The organism is Pseudomonas sp. AK181 (assembly GCF_051122975.1).
Classification (GTDB): domain Bacteria; phylum Pseudomonadota; class Gammaproteobacteria; order Pseudomonadales; family Pseudomonadaceae; genus Aquipseudomonas; species Aquipseudomonas lactis.
On the sequence record NZ_CP146348.1, the window covers coordinates 968,789 to 989,665 of the forward strand.

At 61.3% G+C, this 20,877-nt stretch carries 17 protein-coding genes; 11 read left to right on the top strand and 6 right to left on the bottom strand.

Going from position 1 to position 20,877, the window contains the following annotated elements:
• Positions 1-89: 89 nt before the first annotated feature.
• The 3 genes from V8689_RS04660 (at position 90) to V8689_RS04670 (ending at position 4,159) form a co-directional block, all read left to right on the top strand.
• On the top strand, positions 90-1,454 hold the full coding sequence (locus V8689_RS04660) for an MFS transporter (RefSeq protein WP_003188541.1): 1,365 nt from the start codon (positions 90-92) through the stop codon (positions 1,452-1,454).
• 10 nt (positions 1,455-1,464) lie between these two features.
• A complete protein-coding gene (gene garD / locus V8689_RS04665) occupies positions 1,465-3,018 on the top strand; it encodes a galactarate dehydratase (RefSeq protein ID WP_056789605.1) in 1,554 nt (517 codons plus the stop codon).
• Positions 3,019-3,217: 199 nt separating this feature from the next.
• Complete coding sequence (locus tag V8689_RS04670; RefSeq protein ID WP_056789608.1) at positions 3,218-4,159, top strand: AEC family transporter; 942 nt, start codon at positions 3,218-3,220, stop codon at positions 4,157-4,159.
• Between the two features lie 109 nt (positions 4,160-4,268).
• On the opposite strand, the gene V8689_RS04675 is transcribed toward V8689_RS04670, so the two are convergent.
• The 6 genes from V8689_RS04675 to gatC all read right to left on the bottom strand — a co-directional run bounded on the left by V8689_RS04675 (position 4,269) and on the right by gatC (position 9,468).
• On the bottom strand, positions 4,269-4,652 hold the full coding sequence (locus V8689_RS04675) for a carboxymuconolactone decarboxylase family protein (protein ID WP_044271602.1): 384 nt from the start codon (positions 4,650-4,652) through the stop codon (positions 4,269-4,271).
• On the bottom strand, positions 4,649-5,704 hold the full coding sequence (locus V8689_RS04680; RefSeq protein ID WP_177343026.1) for a calcium/sodium antiporter: 1,056 nt from the start codon (positions 5,702-5,704) through the stop codon (positions 4,649-4,651). Before V8689_RS04680 ends, V8689_RS04675 begins: the two co-directional genes overlap by 4 nt.
• Positions 5,705-5,754: 50 nt before the next feature.
• Complete coding sequence (locus V8689_RS04685; RefSeq protein ID WP_003188549.1) at positions 5,755-6,126, bottom strand: septal ring lytic transglycosylase RlpA family protein; 372 nt, start codon at positions 6,124-6,126, stop codon at positions 5,755-5,757.
• A gap of 130 nt (positions 6,127-6,256) precedes the next feature.
• Positions 6,257-7,702, bottom strand: a complete 1,446-nt coding sequence (gatB, locus tag V8689_RS04690) for an Asp-tRNA(Asn)/Glu-tRNA(Gln) amidotransferase subunit GatB (protein ID WP_005784800.1) — start codon at positions 7,700-7,702, stop codon at positions 6,257-6,259.
• A 10-nt stretch (positions 7,703-7,712) separates the two neighbouring features.
• Positions 7,713-9,164: an Asp-tRNA(Asn)/Glu-tRNA(Gln) amidotransferase subunit GatA gene (gatA, locus tag V8689_RS04695; RefSeq protein WP_014716920.1), complete on the bottom strand. Its 1,452-nt coding sequence runs from the start codon at positions 9,162-9,164 to the stop codon at positions 7,713-7,715.
• Positions 9,165-9,180: 16 nt separating this feature from the next.
• Positions 9,181-9,468 (bottom strand): Asp-tRNA(Asn)/Glu-tRNA(Gln) amidotransferase subunit GatC, encoded by a 288-nt coding sequence (gatC, locus tag V8689_RS04700; protein ID WP_003188556.1) that lies wholly within the window; start codon positions 9,466-9,468, stop codon positions 9,181-9,183.
• A gap of 210 nt (positions 9,469-9,678) precedes the next feature.
• On the opposite strand from gatC, the gene mreB reads away from it, so the two are divergent.
• From mreB to tldD, 8 genes are all read left to right on the top strand, one after another.
• Positions 9,679-10,716, top strand: a complete 1,038-nt coding sequence (gene mreB, locus V8689_RS04705; RefSeq protein WP_002555108.1) for a rod shape-determining protein MreB — start codon at positions 9,679-9,681, stop codon at positions 10,714-10,716.
• Between the two features lie 169 nt (positions 10,717-10,885).
• Positions 10,886-11,953 carry a rod shape-determining protein MreC gene (mreC, locus tag V8689_RS04710; RefSeq protein ID WP_056789611.1) on the top strand — a complete coding sequence of 356 codons (1,068 nt, stop codon included), beginning with the start codon at positions 10,886-10,888 and terminating at the stop codon, positions 11,951-11,953.
• Positions 11,953-12,441, top strand: a complete 489-nt coding sequence (gene mreD, locus V8689_RS04715) for a rod shape-determining protein MreD (RefSeq protein ID WP_003188558.1) — start codon at positions 11,953-11,955, stop codon at positions 12,439-12,441. Before mreC ends, mreD begins: the two co-directional genes overlap by 1 nt.
• 51 nt (positions 12,442-12,492) lie before the next feature.
• Positions 12,493-13,089, top strand: coding sequence for a Maf family protein (locus tag V8689_RS04720; protein ID WP_032893566.1), 597 nt, complete (start codon positions 12,493-12,495; stop codon positions 13,087-13,089).
• A gap of 70 nt (positions 13,090-13,159) precedes the next feature.
• The gene (rng, locus tag V8689_RS04725) at positions 13,160-14,617 is read left to right on the top strand and encodes a ribonuclease G (RefSeq protein WP_003188562.1); all 1,458 of its coding nucleotides are present in this window, start codon (positions 13,160-13,162) and stop codon (positions 14,615-14,617) included.
• Positions 14,618-14,695: 78 nt separating this feature from the next.
• A complete protein-coding gene (locus V8689_RS04730) occupies positions 14,696-18,511 on the top strand; it encodes a YhdP family protein (RefSeq protein ID WP_056789612.1) in 3,816 nt (1,271 codons plus the stop codon).
• Between the two features lie 48 nt (positions 18,512-18,559).
• The gene (locus V8689_RS04735) at positions 18,560-19,408 is read left to right on the top strand and encodes a carbon-nitrogen hydrolase family protein (protein ID WP_056789613.1); all 849 of its coding nucleotides are present in this window, start codon (positions 18,560-18,562) and stop codon (positions 19,406-19,408) included.
• Positions 19,409-19,424: 16 nt separating this feature from the next.
• The gene (tldD, locus tag V8689_RS04740; RefSeq protein ID WP_003188566.1) at positions 19,425-20,867 is read left to right on the top strand and encodes a metalloprotease TldD; all 1,443 of its coding nucleotides are present in this window, start codon (positions 19,425-19,427) and stop codon (positions 20,865-20,867) included.
• The last annotated feature ends 10 nt before the right edge of the window (positions 20,868-20,877 follow it).

Here is a 20,877-nt window from a genome sequence, read left to right on the forward strand (position 1 = left end):
CGCGAGCAAGCTCGCTCCTACAGGGGGGCGCAACCAGGCAATACAAAATCATTACCCGCAAAAAAAATAATTAGTGGGAGTACTTCTACATGCAAGCGACCAAGCCGACCCACGTCCGCTATTTGATCCTGCTCATGCTGTTTCTGGTGACCACGATCAACTACGCCGACCGGGCCACCATCGCTATCGCCGGCTCCAGCCTGCAAAAAGACCTCGGCATCGACGCGGTCACCCTCGGTTATATCTTCTCTGCATTCGGTTGGGCCTACGTGGCCGGGCAAATTCCCGGTGGCTGGCTGCTCGACCGTTTCGGCTCGAAAAAAGTCTATGCCTTGAGCATCTTCACCTGGTCGCTGTTCACCGTGCTGCAAGGTTATGTCGGTGAGTTTGGCGTCTCCACTGCGGTGGTCGCGCTGTTCATGCTGCGCTTCATGGTGGGCTTGGCCGAGGCGCCGTCGTTTCCGGGAAATGCCCGTATTGTTGCGGCGTGGTTTCCTACTGCTGAACGCGGCACTGCGTCGGCGATCTTCAACTCGGCCCAGTACTTCGCCACGGTGTTGTTCGCGCCGTTGATGGGCTGGATCGTCTATCGCTTCGGCTGGCAGCACGTGTTTATCGTGATGGGCGTGATCGGCATTGTGTTCTCGCTGATCTGGCTGAAAGTTATCCACAGCCCGCGCCAGCATCCGATGATCAACGAGGCCGAGTTCAATCACATCGCTGCCAATGGCGCGATGGTCGATATGGATCAGGACAAGGGCAAAGGTAAGAAAACCGACGGGCCGAAGTGGGATTACATCCGCCAGCTTCTGACCAACCGCATGATGCTCGGCGTCTACCTGGGCCAGTACTGCATCAATGGCATCACCTACTTCTTCCTGACCTGGTTTCCGGTGTACCTGGTGCAGGAGCGTGGCATGACCATCCTCAAGGCCGGCTTCATTGCCTCGTTACCGGCGATCTGCGGCTTTATCGGCGGGGTGCTCGGCGGGGTGATTTCCGACTACCTGCTGCGCAAAGGCCACTCGCTGACCTTCGCGCGCAAGGCGCCGATCATCGGTGGCCTGCTGATTTCCAGCAGCATCGTGGCCTGCAACTACGTGGATATCGAATGGATGGTGGTGGGCTTCATGGCCTTGGCCTTCTTCGGTAAAGGCGTTGGCGCACTGGGTTGGGCGGTGGTGTCCGACACCTCGCCGAAACAAATCGCCGGGCTCAGTGGCGGCTTGTTCAACACCTTCGGTAACCTGGCGTCGATCACCACGCCAATTGTGATTGGCTACATCATCAGCACCACCGGCTCGTTCAAATGGGCGCTGGTGTTCGTTGGCGCCAACGCGCTGGTGGCGGTGTTCAGTTACCTGGTGATTGTCGGCCCGATCAAGCGCGTGGTTCTCAAGGAGCCGCCTACCCAGGGCCCTGAGTTGACCAACCTTTCTCAAGCGCATTCCTGAGGTTCGTGTGATGCAGTTGATTGAACATGCCGACTCGCCGCGCTCGATCCGTTTGCACGAGCGCGACAATGTGGTGATCGTGGTGAACGATCAAGGGGTACCGGCCGGTACCGAGTTTCCCGACGGCCTGGTCACCGTGGATTTCATCCCGCAGAGCCACAAGGTGACGCTGGAAGACATCCCCGAGGGCGGCCAGATTATTCGCTACGGCCAGACCATCGGTTATGCCCTGGCGCCGATTCCGCGCGGCAGTTGGGTGCAGGAGGACCAGTTGCGCATGCCCACCGCACCGCCGCTGGACAGCTTGCCACTGTCCACCGAGGTGCCTGAAACCCAGGCACCCCTGGAGGGGTTTACCTTCGAGGGCTATCGCAATGCGGACGGCACCGTGGGCACGCGCAATATCCTCGGCATTACCACCACCGTGCAATGCGTCACGGGCGTGCTGGACCATGCGGTCAAGCGCATCAAGGACGAGTTGCTACCCAACTACCCCCATGTCGATGACGTGGTGGCGCTGACCCACAGCTACGGCTGCGGCGTGGCGATTACGGCAACGGATGCCTACATCCCCATCCGCACGGTGCGCAACCTGGCACGCAACCCCAACCTGGGCGGCGAAGCCTTGGTGATCAGCCTGGGTTGCGAAAAACTCCAGGCCGGCCAGGTGATGCACGATAACGACAGCTCCGTGGACCTGAGTGATCCGTGGTTGTATCGCCTGCAGGATTCCAGCCACGGCTTTACCGAAATGATCGAGCAGATCATGGCCCTGGCCGAAGTGCGCTTGAAGAAACTCGACCAGCGCCGCCGTGAAACCGTGCCGGCCTCCGAGCTGATCCTGGGCATGCAGTGTGGCGGCAGCGATGCGTTTTCCGGCATCACCGCCAACCCGGCGCTGGGCTACGCCTCGGACCTGTTGCTGCGCGCCGGCGCGACGGTGATGTTTTCCGAAGTGACGGAAGTGCGCGATGCGATTTACCTGCTGACTTCACGCGCGCAGAACGAAGACGTTGCCCGCGAGTTGGTCAGGGAAATGGACTGGTACGACCGTTACCTGGCCAAGGGCGAGGCGGACCGTAGCGCCAATACCACGCCGGGTAACAAGAAGGGCGGGCTGTCGAACATTGTCGAAAAATCCTTGGGCTCCATCGTCAAGTCCGGCAGCAGTGCGATCACCGGTGTACTTGGCCCTGGCGAGCGCTTCAAGGAAAAGGGCCTGATCTTCTGCGCCACACCGGCCAGCGATTTTGTCTGCGGCACCTTGCAACTGGCGGCAGGGATGAACTTGCATGTGTTCACCACCGGGCGCGGCACGCCGTACGGGCTGGCGATGGCGCCGGTGGTGAAGGTTTCGACCCGCACCGAGTTGGCCCAGCGTTGGCCGGACCTGATCGATATCGACGCCGGGCGCATTGCCACGGGGCGCGCGAGCATCGAGGAGCTGGGTTGGGAGCTGTTCCACTTCTATCTGGATGTGGCCAGCGGCAAGAAGCAGACCTGGGCAGAGCGGCACAAGCTGCATAACGACATCACGCTGTTCAACCCGGCGCCGATTACCTGAGACCAGGCGCTAACCCTGTAGGAGCGAGCTTGCTCGCGAAAAACGTCAACGATAACGCGTGTTAACTGAATGGACGCGGCGCCTGGGAGTTTTTCGCGAGCAAGCTCGCTCCTACATTTGAAGTGCGTTGCCCACACGAACCCGCTCGTACTGGCTTATCATTAGCCAACTAACGACGCCCACCAAGGTTCTCCCCGGCATGCTGGCAATCTTCCTCACCACCCTCACCATCACCGCGCCGGTGTTTGCCATGCTGTTCCTGGGCGTGTTCTTAAAGCGCATCAACTGGATCAATGACAACTTTATCCACACCGCATCGTCCCTGGTGTTCAACGTTGCCATGCCGGCGCTGCTGTTCCTTGGCATTCTGCATGCCGACCTGCACTCGGCGCTCAAACCGGGGCTGCTGATCTACTTTTGCGTCGCCACCCTGGTGAGCTTTGCCATGGCCTGGGGCTGGGCGATCTTTCGTTGCAAGCGCGAAGACCGAGGCATCTACGCCCAGGGCGCGTTTCGTGGCAACAACGGGGTCATCGGCCTGGCACTGGCAGCCAGCATGTACGGCGACTACGGCATCTCTTTGGGCGCGATCCTCGCCGCGTTGGTGATCCTCTTTTACAACACGCTGTCGACCATCGTGCTGGCGGTGTATAGCCCGGTGATCAAGTCTGACCCGTGGAGCATCTTCAAAAGCGTAATGGCCAACCCGCTGATTGTCAGCGTGATCGTCGCCACGCCGTTCGCGTACTTCCAGATCGGCGTGCCCGGCTGGCTGGAGAAGTCCTTGCAGTACCTGTCCGACACCACGTTGCCGTTGGCGTTGATTTGCATCGGCGGTACCTTGTCCATGGCCGCGCTGCGCAAGAGCGGCAACATGGCGTTGAGCGCGAGCCTGATGAAGATGATCTGGCTGCCGGTGATCGCGACTCTGGGCGCGTGGTTGCTGGGGTTCCGCGGGCCGGAGTTGGGAATTCTGTTCCTGTATTTCGGCGCGCCGACTGCGGCCGCAAGCTTTGTGATGGCTCGGGCGGCGGAAGGGAATCATGAGTTGGCGGCGGCGATTATCGTAATCACCACGCTGATGGCGGCGGTGACTACGAATATCGGGATTTTTGTGTTGCAGGCGGGTGGTTGGATCTGAAATAGGCGGGTAGCTTGAGGCCCCATCGCAGGCAAGCCAGCTCCCACACTTGAAGGTATCCACACATCCACATGTGGGAGCTGGCTTGCCTGCGATAGCTATCTGGCAGTCACTGCTGATCGGCCTGATACGCCTCAATCACTTCCTGCGCCGCCCGAAACGCATCAATCGCCGCCGGCACCCCGGCATACACCGCGCAATGCAGCAGCGCTTCGCGAATCTCTTCGACCGTACAGCCATTATTCAGCGCACCGCGCACATGCCCCTTGAGCTCCTGCGGGCACTTGAGAGCGGTGAGGGCGGCGAGGGTGATCAGGCTGCGGGTCTTGAGTGGCAAACCTTCGCGGTTCCAGACGCTGCCCCACGCGTGCTCATTGACGAAGTCTTGCAGCGGCTGGGTGAACGCCGTGGCATTGCCCAGGGCGCGGTCGACGAACACATCGCCCATGACCTGGCGACGCACTTCAACCCCGGGCTTTTTCTGATCGGTCATTGCGATTCCCTCTTGTGTTGGCGGTGCCAGGCGCGCAGTGAGGTGAACAACAGCAGAACCCCTAACGCCGGCAGGACGTAGTACAGCATCAATTGTTCAAGTTTGTTGGCCAGCGGCATGCCAGTGGTGAAGGCCATCACATGCAGGCCGTAAGCCAGGTACAGCCCCAGCAGCACCAGCCCTTCGATGCGCGTTACCCGGTAGCCGGTATAAAACACCGGCAGGCACAGGATGATGGCGCCGAGCATCACCGGTAAATCGAAGTCCAGGGCGTTGGGCGATACCGACAGCGGCGTCGGCGCCACCAGGGCGGTAAAACCCAGCACGCCGAGCAGGTTGAACAGGTTGCTGCCGATCACGTTGCCCACGGCGATCTCCCGTTCGCCACGCAAGGCGGCGATCAGCGAGGTGGCCAGGCACGGCAGCGAGGTGCCGACGCCGATCAGCGTGAGGCCGATGACGCGCTCCGACAGGCCCAGGTCGCCCGCCACGTCCACCGCTGCGCCGAGCAACAAATGCCCGGCCAGCACCAGCACCAGCAAACCGCCGAGCATCAGCAGCACACTGCTCAGCCATGGCGCTTTGGCCACGGTGTCCAGAGTGCGCGGGCGGCGGGAATGACGCGTCTGATAATGCAATACGCCAACGTAGGCCAACAGCGCCACCAGCAGCACGGCGCCATCGAAGGGCGTCAGCATTTCATTGGCGGCCAGGATAAACACCAGCAGGCCGGCGACGATCATCACCGGGATATCCACGCGCACCAGCTGCCGCGAGACTCGCAGTGGAATGATCAGTGCGGACAAGCCCAGGGTCACGAGGATATTGAAGATGCTGCTGCCGATGACACTGCCTACGGCAATGTCCGTGTTGCCAGCCAGCGTGGCCTGCAGGCTCACGGTCATCTGTGGCGCACTGCTGCCGAAGGCGACGATGCTCAAGCCGATGATCAGTGGCCGCACCTTGAGGCTGGCCGCCAGGCGCACCGCAGCGCGCACCAGGATTTCAGCGCCGACGATCAGCAAGATCAGGCCGCCCACCAGTTCGAGCAGGCTCCAGGGCGAGAGGGCGTTCAATCCGAAAATGCTCAAGGCTGCCTCGATCAGTTGTTCAGGGCTTGCACGCGAACGCGTGCGGTGCCGCTGCTCAGCATGCGCAGTTGCTCGGCAGCCTTGCGTGAAAGGTCGATCAGGCGGCCACGGGTATGCGGGCCGCGATCATTGATACGCACCACGACAGAACGGTTGTTGTCGAGGTTGGTCACCTTGACCTGGGTGCCGAAGGGCAGGCGCCTGTGGGCCGCGGTCAAGGCGTTCTGGTTGAAAGGTTCACCACTGGCAGTTCTCTTGCCATGGTGCTTGGCGCCGTAATAGGACGCGGTGCCGGTTTCGTCGTAGCCGTTGGGGTCGATGAGGCCGCTGGCGCAACCGGCCAGCAGGGAGGACAGGGCCAGGAGGCCGAGTAGACGCTTCATTTCAAGATGTCCCCGTTGGATCGTTCCCACGCTCTGCGTGGGAATGCAGCCGGTGACGCTACGCGTCACAAAAGCGGACGCGGAGCGTCCCGTGAGACGTTCCCACGCAGAGCGTGGGAACGATCATGGATCAGCCTTCGAGCTTGCTTTTGAGCAGTTCGTTCACCTGTTGCGGGTTGGCTTTGCCCTTGGAGGCTTTCATCGCCTGGCCGACAAAGAAGCCGAACATCTTGCCGCGCTTGGCTTCGTCTGCCGCGCGGTATTGCTCGACCTGCTCGGCATTGGCCGCGAGCATTTCATCGAGTACGGCCGAGATGGCGCCGCTGTCGGTGACTTGCTTGAGGCCACGCTTCTCGATGATCTCGTCGGCATTGCCTTCACCGGCGGCCATCGCTTCGAACACGGTCTTGGCAATTTTGCCGGAGATGGTGTTGTCCTTGATGCGCAGCAGCATGCCACCCAGTTGTTCTGCGGTGACCGGCGCTTCGTCGATTTCCAGGCCCTGTTTGTTCAACAGGCTGCCCAGCTCGACCATCACCCAGTTAGCCGCCAGCTTGGCGTCGCCGGCAATGCTCACGACTTTTTCGAAGTAGTTGGCTTGCTCACGGCTGGAGGCCAGCACGCTGGCATCGTAGACCGACAGGCCGAACTGCTCCTGGAAGCGCTCGCGTTTTTGCTGCGGCAGTTCGGGCAGGGTGGCGCGGATATCATTGAGGAACGAATCCTCCAGCACCACCGGCAACAGGTCCGGGTCGGGGAAGTAACGGTAGTCGTTGGCTTCCTCTTTGCTGCGCATGGCGCGGGTTTCGTCTTTGTTGGGGTCGTACAGGCGCGTTTGCTGGATCACCTTGCCGCCGTCTTCGATCAGCTCGATCTGGCGACGCACTTCGCTGTTGATCGCCTTCTCGATGAAGCGGAACGAGTTGACGTTCTTGATTTCGCAGCGGGTGCCGAACTCGACCTGGCCCTTGGGGCGGATCGACACGTTGCAGTCGCAACGCAGCGAGCCTTCGGCCATGTTGCCGTCGCAGATGCCCAGGTAGCGCACCAGCGCGTGGATGGTCTTGACGTAAGCCACGGCTTCCTTGGCGCTGCGCATGTCCGGCTCGGACACGATCTCCAGCAGCGGCGTGCCTGCACGGTTCAGGTCGATGCCGGTCGCGCCCGGGAATTCTTCGTGCAGGCTTTTGCCGGCATCTTCTTCCAGGTGCGCACGGGTGACGCCGACGCGCTTGATGGTGCCGTCTTCCAGGGGAATGTCCAGGTGGCCCTTGCCGACAATCGGCAGTTCCATCTGGCTGATCTGGTAGCCCTTGGGCAGGTCCGGGTAGAAGTAGTTCTTGCGCGCAAACACGTTGTGCTGGCCGATCTCGGCGTCAATCGCCAGGCCGAACATCACTGCCATGCGCACCGCTTCCTGGTTCAGAACCGGCAGCACGCCGGGCATGCCCAGGTCTACCAGGCTGGCCTGGGTATTGGGCTCGGAGCCGAACGTGGTGGCGCTACCGGAGAAAATCTTCGATTGGGTGGCGAGCTGGGTATGAATCTCCAGCCCGATCACAACTTCCCATTGCATAGTGTTCTCCTCAGAAGCCGGTAGGGGTGCGGGTGTGCCAGTCGGTGTTCAACTGGTACTGGTGCGCCACATTGAGCAGGCGGCCTTCCTGGAAATACGGGGCGAGCAATTGCACGCCCACCGGCAGGCCATCGACGAAACCTGCGGGCATGGACAAGCCCGGCAAGCCCGCGAGGTTGGCGGTGATGGTGTAGAGGTCTTCCAGGTACTCGGCGATCGGGTCGCCGGTCTTGGCGCCGATCTTCCACGCCAGGTTCGGCGCGGTCGGGCCGAGGATCACATCGACTTCTTCAAAGGCGGCCATGAAGTCGTTCTTGATCAGGCGACGGATTTTCTGCGCCTTGAGGTAGTACGCGTCGTAGTAGCCGGCGGACAGGGCATAGGCGCCGACCATGATCCGGCGCTGCACTTCACTGCCGAAGCCTTCGCCACGGGAGCGTTTGTACAGGTCGGTGAGGTCTTTCGGGTTCTCGCAGCGATAGCCGAAGCGCACGCCGTCGAAACGCGACAGGTTGGAAGACGCTTCTGCTGGCGCGATCACGTAGTAGGCGGGAATCGCGTGCTGGTTGTTCGGCAGGCTGATTTCCTTGATCACGGCGCCGAGCTTTTCCAGCTCTTTGATGCTGTTTTGCACCAGCTCGGCGATACGCGGGTCGAGGCCGGCGCTGAAATATTCCTTCGGCACGCCGATGCGCAGGCCCTTGATCGAGGTATTCAGGCTGGCGCTGTAGTCCGGCACGGGCTCATCGATGCTGGTGGAGTCCTGTTTATCAAAACCTGCCATGCCTTGTAACAATATTGCGCAGTCTTCAGCCGTGCGAGCCAACGGGCCGCCCTGATCCAGGCTGGACGCATAGGCAATCATGCCCCAGCGGGACACGCGACCGTAGGTCGGCTTCAGGCCGGTGAGGTTGGTGAAGGCAGCTGGCTGGCGGATCGAACCGCCGGTATCGGTGGCGGTAGCGGCCGGCAGGAAGCGTGCGGCCACGGCCGCAGCCGAACCACCGGACGAACCACCCGGTACGTGTTCCAGGTTCCACGGGTTTTTCACCGCGCCGTAATAGCTCGATTCGTTGGCCGACCCCATGGCGAATTCGTCCATGTTGGTCTTGCCCAGGGTCACGGCACCGGCGGCGGCCAGCTTGGCGACCACAGTGGCGTCGTAGGGCGCCTTGAAGTTGTCGAGCATCTTCGAGCCGCAACTGGTGCGAATGCCCTGGGTGCAGAACAGGTCCTTGTGGGCGATCGGTGCGCCGAGCAGCGCGCCGTTCTCACCGTTGGCGCGACGGGCGTCGGCGGCCTTGGCCTGGCTCAGGGCCAGCTCCTCGGTGAGGCTGATAAAGCTGTTGACCTTCGGATCGAGCGCGGCGATACGCGCCAGCAAGGTCTGGGTCAGCTCTTCGCTGGAAAACGATTTGTCGGCGAGACCGCGGGCGATCTCGGCCAGAGTCATGTGATGCATGAAAGGCTCTTTCCCTTTAGTCGATGACTTTCGGAACCAGGTACAGGCCGTTTTCGACCGCTGGCGCGATGGACTGGTAGGCCTCGCGATTATTGCGTTCGGTCACGACGTCTGCGCGCAGGCGCTGGCTGGCTTCCAGTGGGTGAGCCAGGGGCTCGATGCCGTCGGTATTCACGGCTTGCATTTGGTCGACCAGCCCGAGAATGCTGTTCAGGGCTGCGGTGGTCTGTGGAAGATCGGCATCATTGAGGCCAAGCGAGGCCAAATGTGCGATTTTTTCCACGTCGGAGCGTTCAAGCGCCATGGGATTCTCCAGTGGAAAACAGAACGGAGGGCGTCCGTGTGTTAGATTGTCGGAACACTACCGCATTTCTACGGTCATAAGGCCGCGATTGTGGGGGTTGGTGCACAGAAAGTCGGCCAATTTAGCACATTGGCGCCTTGCCCAAAATCCCTGTCGTTGTTAGAGTTTGCCGCACTTTTTTACCCACGCGTTGCCTAGGGTCCTTTCCCCATGTTCAAGAAACTGCGTGGCATGTTTTCCAGCGATCTCTCCATTGACCTGGGCACTGCCAACACCCTTATTTACGTGCGCGAGCGCGGTATCGTTCTGAATGAGCCATCGGTTGTGGCCATTCGGACCCATGGTAATCAGAAAAGTGTCGTTGCCGTTGGCACCGAGGCCAAGCGCATGCTCGGCCGTACACCAGGCAATATTGCTGCCATTCGTCCGATGAAGGATGGCGTGATCGCCGATTTCAGCGTCTGCGAAAAGATGCTGCAGTACTTCATCAACAAAGTTCACGAAAACAGTTTTCTGCAGCCCAGCCCTCGCGTGCTGATCTGCGTTCCGTGCAAGTCCACCCAGGTGGAGCGTCGCGCCATCCGTGAATCGGCCCTTGGCGCCGGTGCCCGTGAAGTCTTCCTGATCGAAGAGCCGATGGCCGCTGCGATCGGTGCCGGCCTGCCGGTTGAGGAAGCACGCGGTTCGATGGTGGTGGATATCGGTGGTGGTACGACCGAAATCGCCCTGATTTCCCTGAACGGTGTGGTGTATGCCGAATCCGTACGCGTGGGCGGCGACCGTTTCGACGAAGCGATCATCACGTATGTGCGTCGTAACTACGGCAGCCTGATCGGCGAATCCACCGCCGAGCGCATCAAGCAGGAAATCGGCACCGCTTACCCAGGCGGTGAAGTGCGCGAAGTCGATGTGCGCGGTCGCAACCTGGCCGAAGGCGTTCCACGTGCCTTTACTCTGAACTCCAATGAAGTGCTGGAGGCTCTGCAAGAGTCCCTGGCCACCATCGTTCAGGCCGTGAAAAGTGCCCTGGAGCAATCGCCGCCGGAGCTGGCTTCCGATATCGCCGAGCGTGGCCTGGTACTGACCGGTGGTGGCGCCTTGCTGCGCGACCTCGACAAGTTACTGGCCCAGGAAACCGGCCTGCCGGTGATCGTCGCCGAAGACCCGCTGACCTGCGTTGCCCGTGGCGGTGGTCGTGCGCTGGAAATGATGGATAAACACACCATGGACCTGCTCTCCAGCGAATAAGATTGCCTGGATGGTTCATGCTTCGTCGGCAGGCAGCACTTTGCAGTGCTGCCTGTTGGCGTTTATCTTCTTCAATCTGCATCCAGGCCGGTTTGATGCCGTATGAATAAAGAGAACATTTGCCTGGGAGGAGCGGCTTATTAAACCGCTTTTCGCCAAAGGCCCCTCATTGGGTGTGCGCTTATTGGTGCTGACCGTGCTTTCGGTCGCGCTGATGGTGGTCGATGCCCGCTTTGCACTGCTCAAGCCGGTGCGTAGCCAGATGTCGCTGGTGTTGATGCAGACCTACTGGATCACCGACCTGCCGCAACGTCTCTTCCAGGGTGTGTCCAGCCAATTTGGCAGCCGCACCGAACTGGTCGCCGAGAACGAAAAACTCAAGACTGAAAACCTGCTGTTGCAGGGGCGCATGCAGAAGCTGGCGGCCCTCACCGAGCAGAACGTTCGGCTGCGCGAGTTGCTCAATTCTTCCGCACTGGTCAACGAAAAGGTCGAAGTGGCCGAGCTGATCGGCATGGACCCCAACCCCTTTACCCATCGCATCATCATCAACAAGGGTGAGCGCGACGGTGTGGTGCTTGGCCAGCCGGTGCTCGACGCCCGTGGCCTGATGGGCCAGGTGGTCGAGTTGATGCCCTACACCTCGCGGGTGCTGTTGCTGACGGACACGACCCATAGCATTCCGGTACAGGTCAACCGTAACGGTTTGCGCGCGATTGCCAGCGGCACCGGTAACCCGGAACGCCTGGAACTGCGCCATGTGGCCGACACCGCTGACATTAAGGAAGGCGACCTGTTGGTCAGCTCTGGCCTGGGCCAGCGTTTCCCGGCGGGTTATCCGGTGGCGACGGTCAAGGAAGTGATCCACGATTCCGGCCAGCCGTTCGCTATCGTTCGGGCGGTACCGACTGCCGCGCTGAACCGCAGCCGTTACCTGCTGTTGGTGTTCAGCGACAACCGCACCCCGGAAGAGCGCGCCAACGACGCCGCCCAGGCCCAGGAAGCGGAAGACCAGCAGAATGGCACTGCGCCTATCGTGCCGGCCACGGTGCCGAAACCGGCTTTCGTCGGTCCGCCTGCCCCTGCGGCAACAACTGCACCGGCAGCGACGGCACCGGTGGCAACGCCCGCTCAACCGGCAGCGCACACCGCGCGCCCGGCTAAGCCGGCTGTAGCCAAACCCCCGGCTACTGCGCCGAGCACCGCTCCGACCACCACACGGCAGAGGGAGCAATAATGGCCGGTACTCATTCACGCAATGGCTGGATCGTCTGGCTGACCTTCGCCATCGGCCTGCTGCTCAGTGTTTCGCCGCTGCCGCAGTTCATGGAAATCCTGCGCCCGCTCTGGCTGGCCTTGTTGCTGGCGTTCTGGTCATTGAACCTGCCGCACAAGGTCGGCATGGTCACGGCCATGTGCCTGGGGTTGGCCGAAGATGTGCTGTATGGCACCTTGCTGGGCCAGAATGCGTTGATCCTCACCCTGATCACCTTCCTGGTGCTGTCGCTGCAGCAGCGCTTGCGCATGTTCCCGATGTGGCAGCAGTGTTTGGTGATCCTGGTGATCTTCGGCCTGGCGCAGTTGGTGCAACTGTGGCTCAGCGCGTTGACTGGCAACCGCCAGCCGACCCTGGCGCTGGTCTTGCCGGCGCTTGTCAGTGCCCTGTTGTGGCCCTGGATCAGTTTTGGCCTGCGTGGGCTGCGTCGCCGCTATAAAATCAATTGAATGGATTGCGAGGCTCTGCCTGGTTATCGAACCTCACAGGGAGAGGCTGCAATGAATTCGCTTTATCTGGCCTCGGGCTCCCCGCGGCGACGTGAACTACTGGCCCAGATCGGTGTGCCCTTCACCCTGGTCAGCGCCGCTATTGATGAAACGCCCCTGAACAACGAACCTGCCGTTGCCTATGTCGAGCGCCTTGCGCGAGGCAAGGCGACGGCGGGTTTTGTTGCGCTTGGCCACACCTCAAACACCTGCGTACTGGGGGCTGACACGGCGGTGATCGTGGATGGACGGATCCTGGGCAAGCCGGTGGACCAGGCTGATGCACTGGCCATGCTGATGGCTCTTTCCGGCCGCGAGCATGAAGTGCTTACCGCCATCGCCCTGACCGACGGCCAGCAATGTGAAACCCGATGTGTCAGCAGCCGTGTGCGGTTTCGCGAGGTTTCTGTGCAGGAGGCTACCACCTACTGGCACAGTGGCGAACCGCAGGACAAGGCCGGCGGCTATGCTATCCAAGGGCTGGGGTCGGTGTTTGTGGCCGGGCTGAATGGCAGTTATTCCGCCGTGGTGGGCCTGCCAGTCTGCGAAACCGCGCAACTGCTCGCCCAATTCGGCATACCCTGTTGGCAAAACCTTACCGTGTGCTGAACGCCGTATTCCAGCGCCAAGCCTTAAGCGACCGGTCACTATTGTGAAAACGCCTGAACGAGACCCAGCCATGAGTGAAGAGATTCTGATCAATATCACGCCGATGGAATCGCGCGTGGCGGTGGTAGAGAACGGTGTTCTGCAAGAAGTGCACGTCGAGCGCACCCAGAAACGCGGGATCGTCGGCAATATCTACAAAGGCAAGGTGGTGCGCGTATTGCCGGGCATGCAGGCGGCCTTCGTCGACATCGGCCTGGACCGTGCAGCCTTTATCCATGCCTCGGAAATTTCCCTGCGCGAAGGCCCTGCGGTGGAAAGCATCAGCGCCCTGGTGCACGAGGGCCAGAGCCTGGTGGTGCAAGTCACCAAGGACCCCATCGGTTCCAAGGGCGCCCGCTTGACCACCCAGCTGTCGATTCCCTCGCGCTACCTGGTGTACATGCCGCGCACTGCCCATGTGGGCATTTCCCTGAAGATCGAAGATGAAGCCGAGCGCGAGCGCCTGAAGAAGGTGGTCAGCGACTGCGTCGCCGCCGAGGGCATCAAGGAAGCGGGCGGGTTTATCCTGCGCACTGCCGCCGAAGGTGCTGGCGCTGATGAAATCCTCATGGATATTCGCTACCTGCGGCGTTTGTGGGACCAGATCGACGCACAGATCAAAACCATCGGCGCGCCCAGCGTCATTTATGAAGACCTTGGCCTGGCGTTGCGCACGTTGCGCGATCTGGTCAGCCCGAAGATCGAGAAAATTCGCATCGATTCGCGGGAAACCTTCCAGCGCACCACGCAATTTGTTGCTGAGTTGATGCCAGAAATCGCCGATCGCCTGGAACACTACCCCGGCGAGCGGCCGATATTCGACCTGTATGGCGTCGAAGACGAAATCCAGAAAGCCCTGGAGCGCAAGGTGCCACTCAAGTCCGGCGGCTACCTGGTGGTGGACCCGGCAGAAGCCATGACCACCATCGACGTCAACACCGGTGCCTTCGTGGGCCATCGCAACCTTGAAGAGACCATCTTCAAGACCAATCTCGAAGCGGCCACGGCCATCGCTCGTCAACTGCGCCTGCGCAACCTGGGCGGCATCATCATCATCGACTTCATCGACATGGAAGATGAAGAGCACCAGCGCCAGGTGCTGCGTACGCTTGAGAAGCAACTGGAGCGCGATCACGCCAAGACCAACATCATTGGCATCACCGAGTTGGGCCTGGTGCAGATGACCCGCAAGCGCACGCGCGAAAGCCTTGAGCAGGTGCTGTGCGAGCCGTGCAGCAGCTGCCAGGGCCGCGGCAAACTGAAGACCCCGGAAACGGTTTGCTACGAGATTTTCCGCGAGATCCTGCGCGAGGCGCGCGCCTACCAGGCCGAAGGTTATAGAGTACTTGCCAATCAGAAGGTGGTGGATCGCCTGCTGGACGAAGAGTCCGGTAACGTCGCCGAACTGGAAAGTTTTATCGGTCGCACGATTCGCTTCCAGGTCGAAACCATGTATTCACAGGAACAATACGACGTGGTGTTGCTCTGATCCCCAGCTGTGCACTTTCTTCGAGACCGGCAGACCTTGATCTGCCGTCCGCTAACTGTTTTTTGAGGGTCGCCTGACATGGAGCGTCTGATACGCTTTTTTGCCGCTTTGACCCGTTGGGGCCTGGGCCTGTGTGCGTTGCTGCTGGTATTGGCAGCGGTGTACGTGAGCCTGGGGCGCGAACTCACCCCGCTGGTGGCCGAATACCGCGCCGAAGTCGAAGCCAAGGCCCAGGCCGCGCTGGAGACGCCGCTGCATATCGGTAGCCTTGAAGGCCGCTGGAGCGGGTTTGCCCCGGTATTACTGGCCCACGACGTCATGGTCGGCGAAGGCAGCAGTGCCTTGCGCCTGGACCAGGTGGAAGTGGTGCCGGACATGTGGGCCAGCCTGTTGGCCCGCGAAGTGCGTATCGCCCATCTGCAAGTCAGTGGCCTGCAACTGAGTGTCAAGGAAGACCAGGACGGCCGCTGGACCCTGCAAGGCTTGCCGGTGCAGGACGACCAGCCGTTGGACCCGCAACAGTTGCTGACGCGCATGCAGATGGTCAAGCGCGTGTCGGTGCTGGACAGCCAGGTAACCTTGCAACCCTTCGATCAGGCCCCTGTGACCGTGACCTATGTGGGCCTGAGCCTGCATACCGGCATGAGCCAGCAGCGCCTGGACGCTCGCCTGACATTGCCCGACGGCCAACCGTTGGCGGTCAGCCTGCGTAGCCGCATTCGCGCGAGCCAGTGGCAAGACGCTGAGGTCGATGCCTACCTGAGCCTGCCGCAAAGCGACTGGGCCAAGTGGATCCCTGTCAGGCTGACCCAGCAATGGAAGCTGACGCAATTGAAGGCCGGCGGCGAGTTTTGGCTCAGTTGGGCCAAAGGTACGGTGCAAAGCGCGGCGGTACGCCTCAATTCGCCCCAAGTGAAGGGCAGCTACGCCGACCGTAAGCCGGTACACCTGGAAAACCTGGCCCTGACCGCCTACCTGCAGCGCAGTGACACTGGCCTCAAGGTGCTGTTTGATTCCCTGGCGATGAACATTGGCGAAACCCGCTGGGAGTCGCGCCTGCAATTGCAGCAAAGCCTGGCGACCGGCAAGGAACAGGAAGTGTGGAAGTTGCAGGCCGACCGTCTCGACCTGACGCCCATCACTCCGCTGCTCAACGCCTTGGCACCGCTGCCGGACGGTTTCGCCAAGGCCGTCGAACACCTCAAAGCCACCGGCCTGTTACGCAATGTGCTGGTGGACTTCCGACCCCAAGACACCACCGACCGCAAACTCAGTTTTGCGGCCAACCTGGAGCGTGTCGGCTTCGATGCGTACTTCGGCGCGCCGGCCGCACGCAATGTGTCCGGCAGTATCAGTGGCGACTTGGGCCAGGGCGAGTTGCGCATGGACAGCAAGGACTTTGCCTTGCATCTGTATCCGATCTTCGCCAAGCCGTGGCAGTACATCCAGGCCAATGCGCGCCTGACCTGGAAGCTGGACAAGCAAGGCTTCACCCTGATCGCCCCGTATATCAAGGTACTGGGCGAGGAAGGCAAGGTGGCGGCGGACTTCTTGATTCGTCTGCATTTCGACCACAGCCAGGAAGACTACATGGACCTGCGGGTCGGCATGGTCGATGGCGATGGCCGTTTCACTCCCAAGTACCTACCGGCCGTGTTGAGCCCGGCGCTGGATGAATGGTTGCGCACGGCGATCCTCAAGGGGGCGGTGGACGAAGGCTTCTTCCAGTACCAGGGTTCGCTCAGCCACAATGCGCTGCCGGCGTCGCGCAATATCAGCCTGTTCTTCAAGGTGCATGATGCCGAACTGGCCTTCCAGCCGGGCTGGCCTCATGTGAACAAGGTCAATGGGGAAGTGTTCGTCGAGGAGAGCGGTGTACGCATTCTGGCGAGCAAGGGCCAGCTGCTCGACACCCAGGTCAAGGATGTCTACGTCAATATCCCCCACGCCCCAGCGGGCGGGGACAGTCATCTGCTGCTCACGGGCGGGTTCTCCGGCGGTTTGGGCGACGGCCTGAAGATCCTTCAAGAAGCCCCTATCGGCACGGCGTCCACGTTCGCTGGCTGGAAAGGCGAGGGCGACCTGCAAGGTAGCCTGGACTTGGACGTACCGTTGGCCAAAGGCACTGAGCCCAAGATCGTGGTGGACTTCAAGACCGACAAGGCGCGCCTGCAATTGGCGGAACCGCCGCTGGACCTGACCCAGCTCAAGGGTGATTTTCGCTTCGACAGCGCCAAGGGCCTGAGCGGGCAGAAGATTTCGGCCCAGGCGTTCGACCGCCCCATCACGGCGCAGATTTTTGCCGAAGGCAAGCCGGGCAATATCAGCACGCGCGTGACCGCCAATGGCCAGGTCACCGTCAAGCGCCTCACGGACTGGTTGAAAATCAGCCAGCCGTTGCCGGTCTCCGGCGATATTCCGTACCAGTTGCAAGTGATCCTCGACGGCGCGGACAGCCAGTTGATGGTCAACTCCAACCTCAAAGGCGTCGCGGTGGACCTGCCGGCACCGTTCGGCATGCCCGCCAGCCAGGGGCGTGACAGCACCTTTCGCATGACCTTGCAGGGCGCTGAACGCCGTTACTGGTTTGATTACGGCGAGCTGGCTAACTTCACCTTTGCTGCGCCGCCGGACAAGTTCAATGATGGTCGCGGCGAACTGTTCCTCGGCGATGGTGATGCCGTGCTGCCCGGTGCCAAGGGCCTGCGCATTCGTGGCGTGCTGTCGGAACTGTATATCGATCCCTGGAAGAAACTCGTGGATCGCTACGCGGGAAATGATCCAGGTGGCAATGCCAAGCAACTGCTCAGCGGTGCCGACTTCAAGGTGGGCAAGCTGACCGGGTTTGGTACCCAGTTTGACCGGGTCAGCTTGCAGCTTGATCGCAAACCAGCGGCCTGGGGCCTGCAACTCGATAGCCAGCAAGCCAAGGGCACGGTGAACCTGCCGGACGCCAAGGGCGCGCCGATTGCGGTCAACCTCAAGTATGTGAAATTGCCTGCGGCAGACCCAACCGCGCAGGCCGACGAAAACGCGCCGGACCCGCTGGCCGATATCGACCCCAAGAGCATTCCGGCCCTGGATATTGCCGTCGATCAATTGTTCCAGGGTTCGGACCTGATCGGGGCCTGGTCGCTGAGAATCCGTCCGACCGCCAAGGGCCTGGCCTTCAATAACCTCGACCTTGGCCTCAAGGGCATGCTGCTCAAGGGCGCCGGGGGGTGGGAAGGTGTGCCAGGCGCCAGCAGCAGTTGGTACAAAGGCCGCCTCGATGGCCGCAACATTGCCGATGTGCTCAAAGGGTGGGGTTTTGCGCCTACGGTGACCAGCGAAGACTTCCACCTGGACGTGGATGGCCGCTGGCCGGGTTCGCCGGCCTGGGTCGGGCCCAAGCGGTTTTCCGGCAGCCTGGATGCTGCGTTCCGTAAAGGTCAGTTCGTCGAAGTGGAGGGCGGGGCCCAGGCATTGCGAGTGTTTGGCCTGCTTAACTTCAACTCCATTGGCCGGCGTTTGCGTTTGGACTTTTCCGACTTGTTCGGCAAGGGTTTGAGCTACGACCGGGTCAAAGGCTTGTTGGCCGCCAGTAATGGCGTGTTCGTGACCCGCGAGCCCATCACCATGACCGGGCCTTCCACCAATCTGGAGCTTAACGGCACCCTGGATCTGGTTGCCGATCGCGTCGACGCCAAGTTGCTGGTCACCTTGCCTGTGACCAACAACCTGCCGATTGCAGCACTGATTGTCGGCGCGCCGGCCATTGGTGGTGCGCTGTTTTTGATCGACAAGCTGATCGGTGACCGGGTTTCGCGCTTTGCCAGTGTGCAATACAAGGTGCAAGGCCCCTGGAAGGATCCGAAAATCACCTTCGACAAGCCATTTGAAAAGCCAAACTGAGAGGCTGTGGAGTAGCATGGCCCCATGCCCTGTATGGAGTGTCGGCCCATGTCCTTTGCGGTAATTCAAATGGTCAGCCAGAGTGACGTGCTGGCCAACCTCGCCCAGGCGCGTCGCCTGCTGGAGCAGGCGGCGGCCGGTGGCGCGAAACTCGCGGTGCTGCCAGAAAATTTCGCCGCCATGGGGCGCCGTGACGTGGCCGACATTGGCCGCGCCGAGGCGTTGGGCCAAGGGCCTGTGCTGCCTTGGTTGAAACAGGCCGCCCGCGACCTCACCTTATGGATAGTGGCCGGTACATTGCCGTTGCCGCCCCAGGACCAGCCCCACGCCAAACCCAATGCTTGCTCGCTGCTGATCAACGATCAGGGTGAAATCGTCGCTCGCTACGACAAACTCCATCTGTTTGATGTGGACGTAGCGGACGCTCGCGGTCGTTATCGCGAATCTGACGACTATGCTTTCGGTAGCCAGGTAGTGGTGGCGGATACGCCGGTGGGCCGTGTGGGGTTGACGGTGTGTTACGACCTGCGTTTCCCGGAGCTGTACAGCGAGTTGCGCGCGGCGGGGGCTGAACTGATTACCGCGCCTTCGGCTTTCACGGCGGTGACCGGGGCTGCGCACTGGGATGTGCTGATTCGTGCGCGGGCCATCGAAACCCAGTGCTACCTGCTGGCGGCCGCCCAGGGTGGTGTGCACCCAGGCCCACGGGAAACCTTTGGCCACGCAGCGATTGTCGACCCTTGGGGCCGAGTGCTGGCGCAACAGGATCAAGGCGAAGCGGTGTTACTGGCCGAACGCGATAGCAGTGAACAGGCGTCGATACGGGCGCGCATGCCGGTGACCAATCACCGGCGCTTTTTCTCGCAGGGCGCGCAGCGGCCTGCTTCAGAACGATGAATTTAAGGCCAAACCTATGAGCGAGTTGTTGTCCTCAGTCAGTGATCACCTCCTGGCACCCGGTGGCGTGACCATCGAAAGCCTGCAAACCGTGCTCGGCGATCTGGCCGGGCCGGGTATCGATGCGGCTGACCTGTATTTCCAGGGGCAGATCTCCGAGTCCTGGGCGCTGGAAGATGGGATCGTCAAGGAAGGCAGTTTCAACCTTGACCAGGGCGTAGGCGTTCGCGCGCAATCGGGTGAGAAGACCGGCTTTGCCTACAGCAATGCGATCACCCTGGAGGCCCTGGGCCTGGCGGCGCGTGCCGCCCGTTCGATTTCCCGTGCCGGCCAGAATGGCACAGTGCAGGCGTTCAGTACCCAGGACGTGGCCCAGCTGTATGCGCCGGATAACCCCTTGGAAGTGATCAGCCGTGCGGAAAAGGTCGAGCTGCTCAAGCGTATCGACGCAGCTACCCGTGCCTTGGACCCGCGTATCCAGCAAGTGACCGTGAGCATGGCCGGCGTGTGGGAGCGCATCCTCGTGGCGTCCACCGACGGTGGGCTGGCGGCGGATGTACGGCCGCTGGTGCGTTTCAATGTGAGCGTGATCGTCGAACAGAACGGGCGCCGCGAGCGCGGTGGCCATGGTGGCGGCGGGCGCACCGACTACCGTTATTTCCTCGCTGACGACCGTGCCATGGGCTATGCCCGTGAGGCGCTGCGCCAGGCATTGGTCAACCTGGAAGCGATTCCGGCACCGGCCGGCACCTTGCCGGTGGTGCTGGGCTCGGGCTGGTCTGGGGTGTTGCTGCACGAAGCCGTGGGCCATGGCCTGGAAGGCGATTTCAACCGCAAGGGCAGTTCCGCTTATAGCGGGCGCATGGGCGAAATGGTTGCGTCCAAGCTGTGCACCATTGTCGATGACGGCACCCTGGCCGGCCGCCGTGGTTCGCTGAGTGTCGATGACGAAGGCACGCCGACCGAATGCACCACCCTGATCGAGAACGGCGTGCTCAAGGGCTATATGCAAGACAAGCTCAACGCCCGCCTGATGGGCGTGGCGCGCACCGGTAATGGTCGTCGTGAGTCCTATGCGCATCTGCCAATGCCGCGCATGACCAACACCTACATGCTCGGTGGCCAAAGCGATCCGGCAGAAATCATTGCCTCGGTCAAACGCGGTATCTACTGCGCCAACCTCGGCGGCGGCCAGGTGGACATCACCAGCGGCAAGTTTGTGTTCTCCACCAGCGAGGCGTACCTGATCGAAGACGGCAAGATTACCGCACCGGTCAAAGGGGCGACGCTGATTGGTAATGGGCCGGAAGCCATGAGCAAGGTGTCGATGGTCGGTAACGACCTGTCGCTGGACAGCGGCGTGGGTACGTGCGGCAAGGATGGGCAGTCGGTGCCGGTAGGTGTCGGCCAGCCAACCTTGAAAATTGATGCGATCACCGTGGGTGGCACGGGGTCGTAGGAGCGGGAGC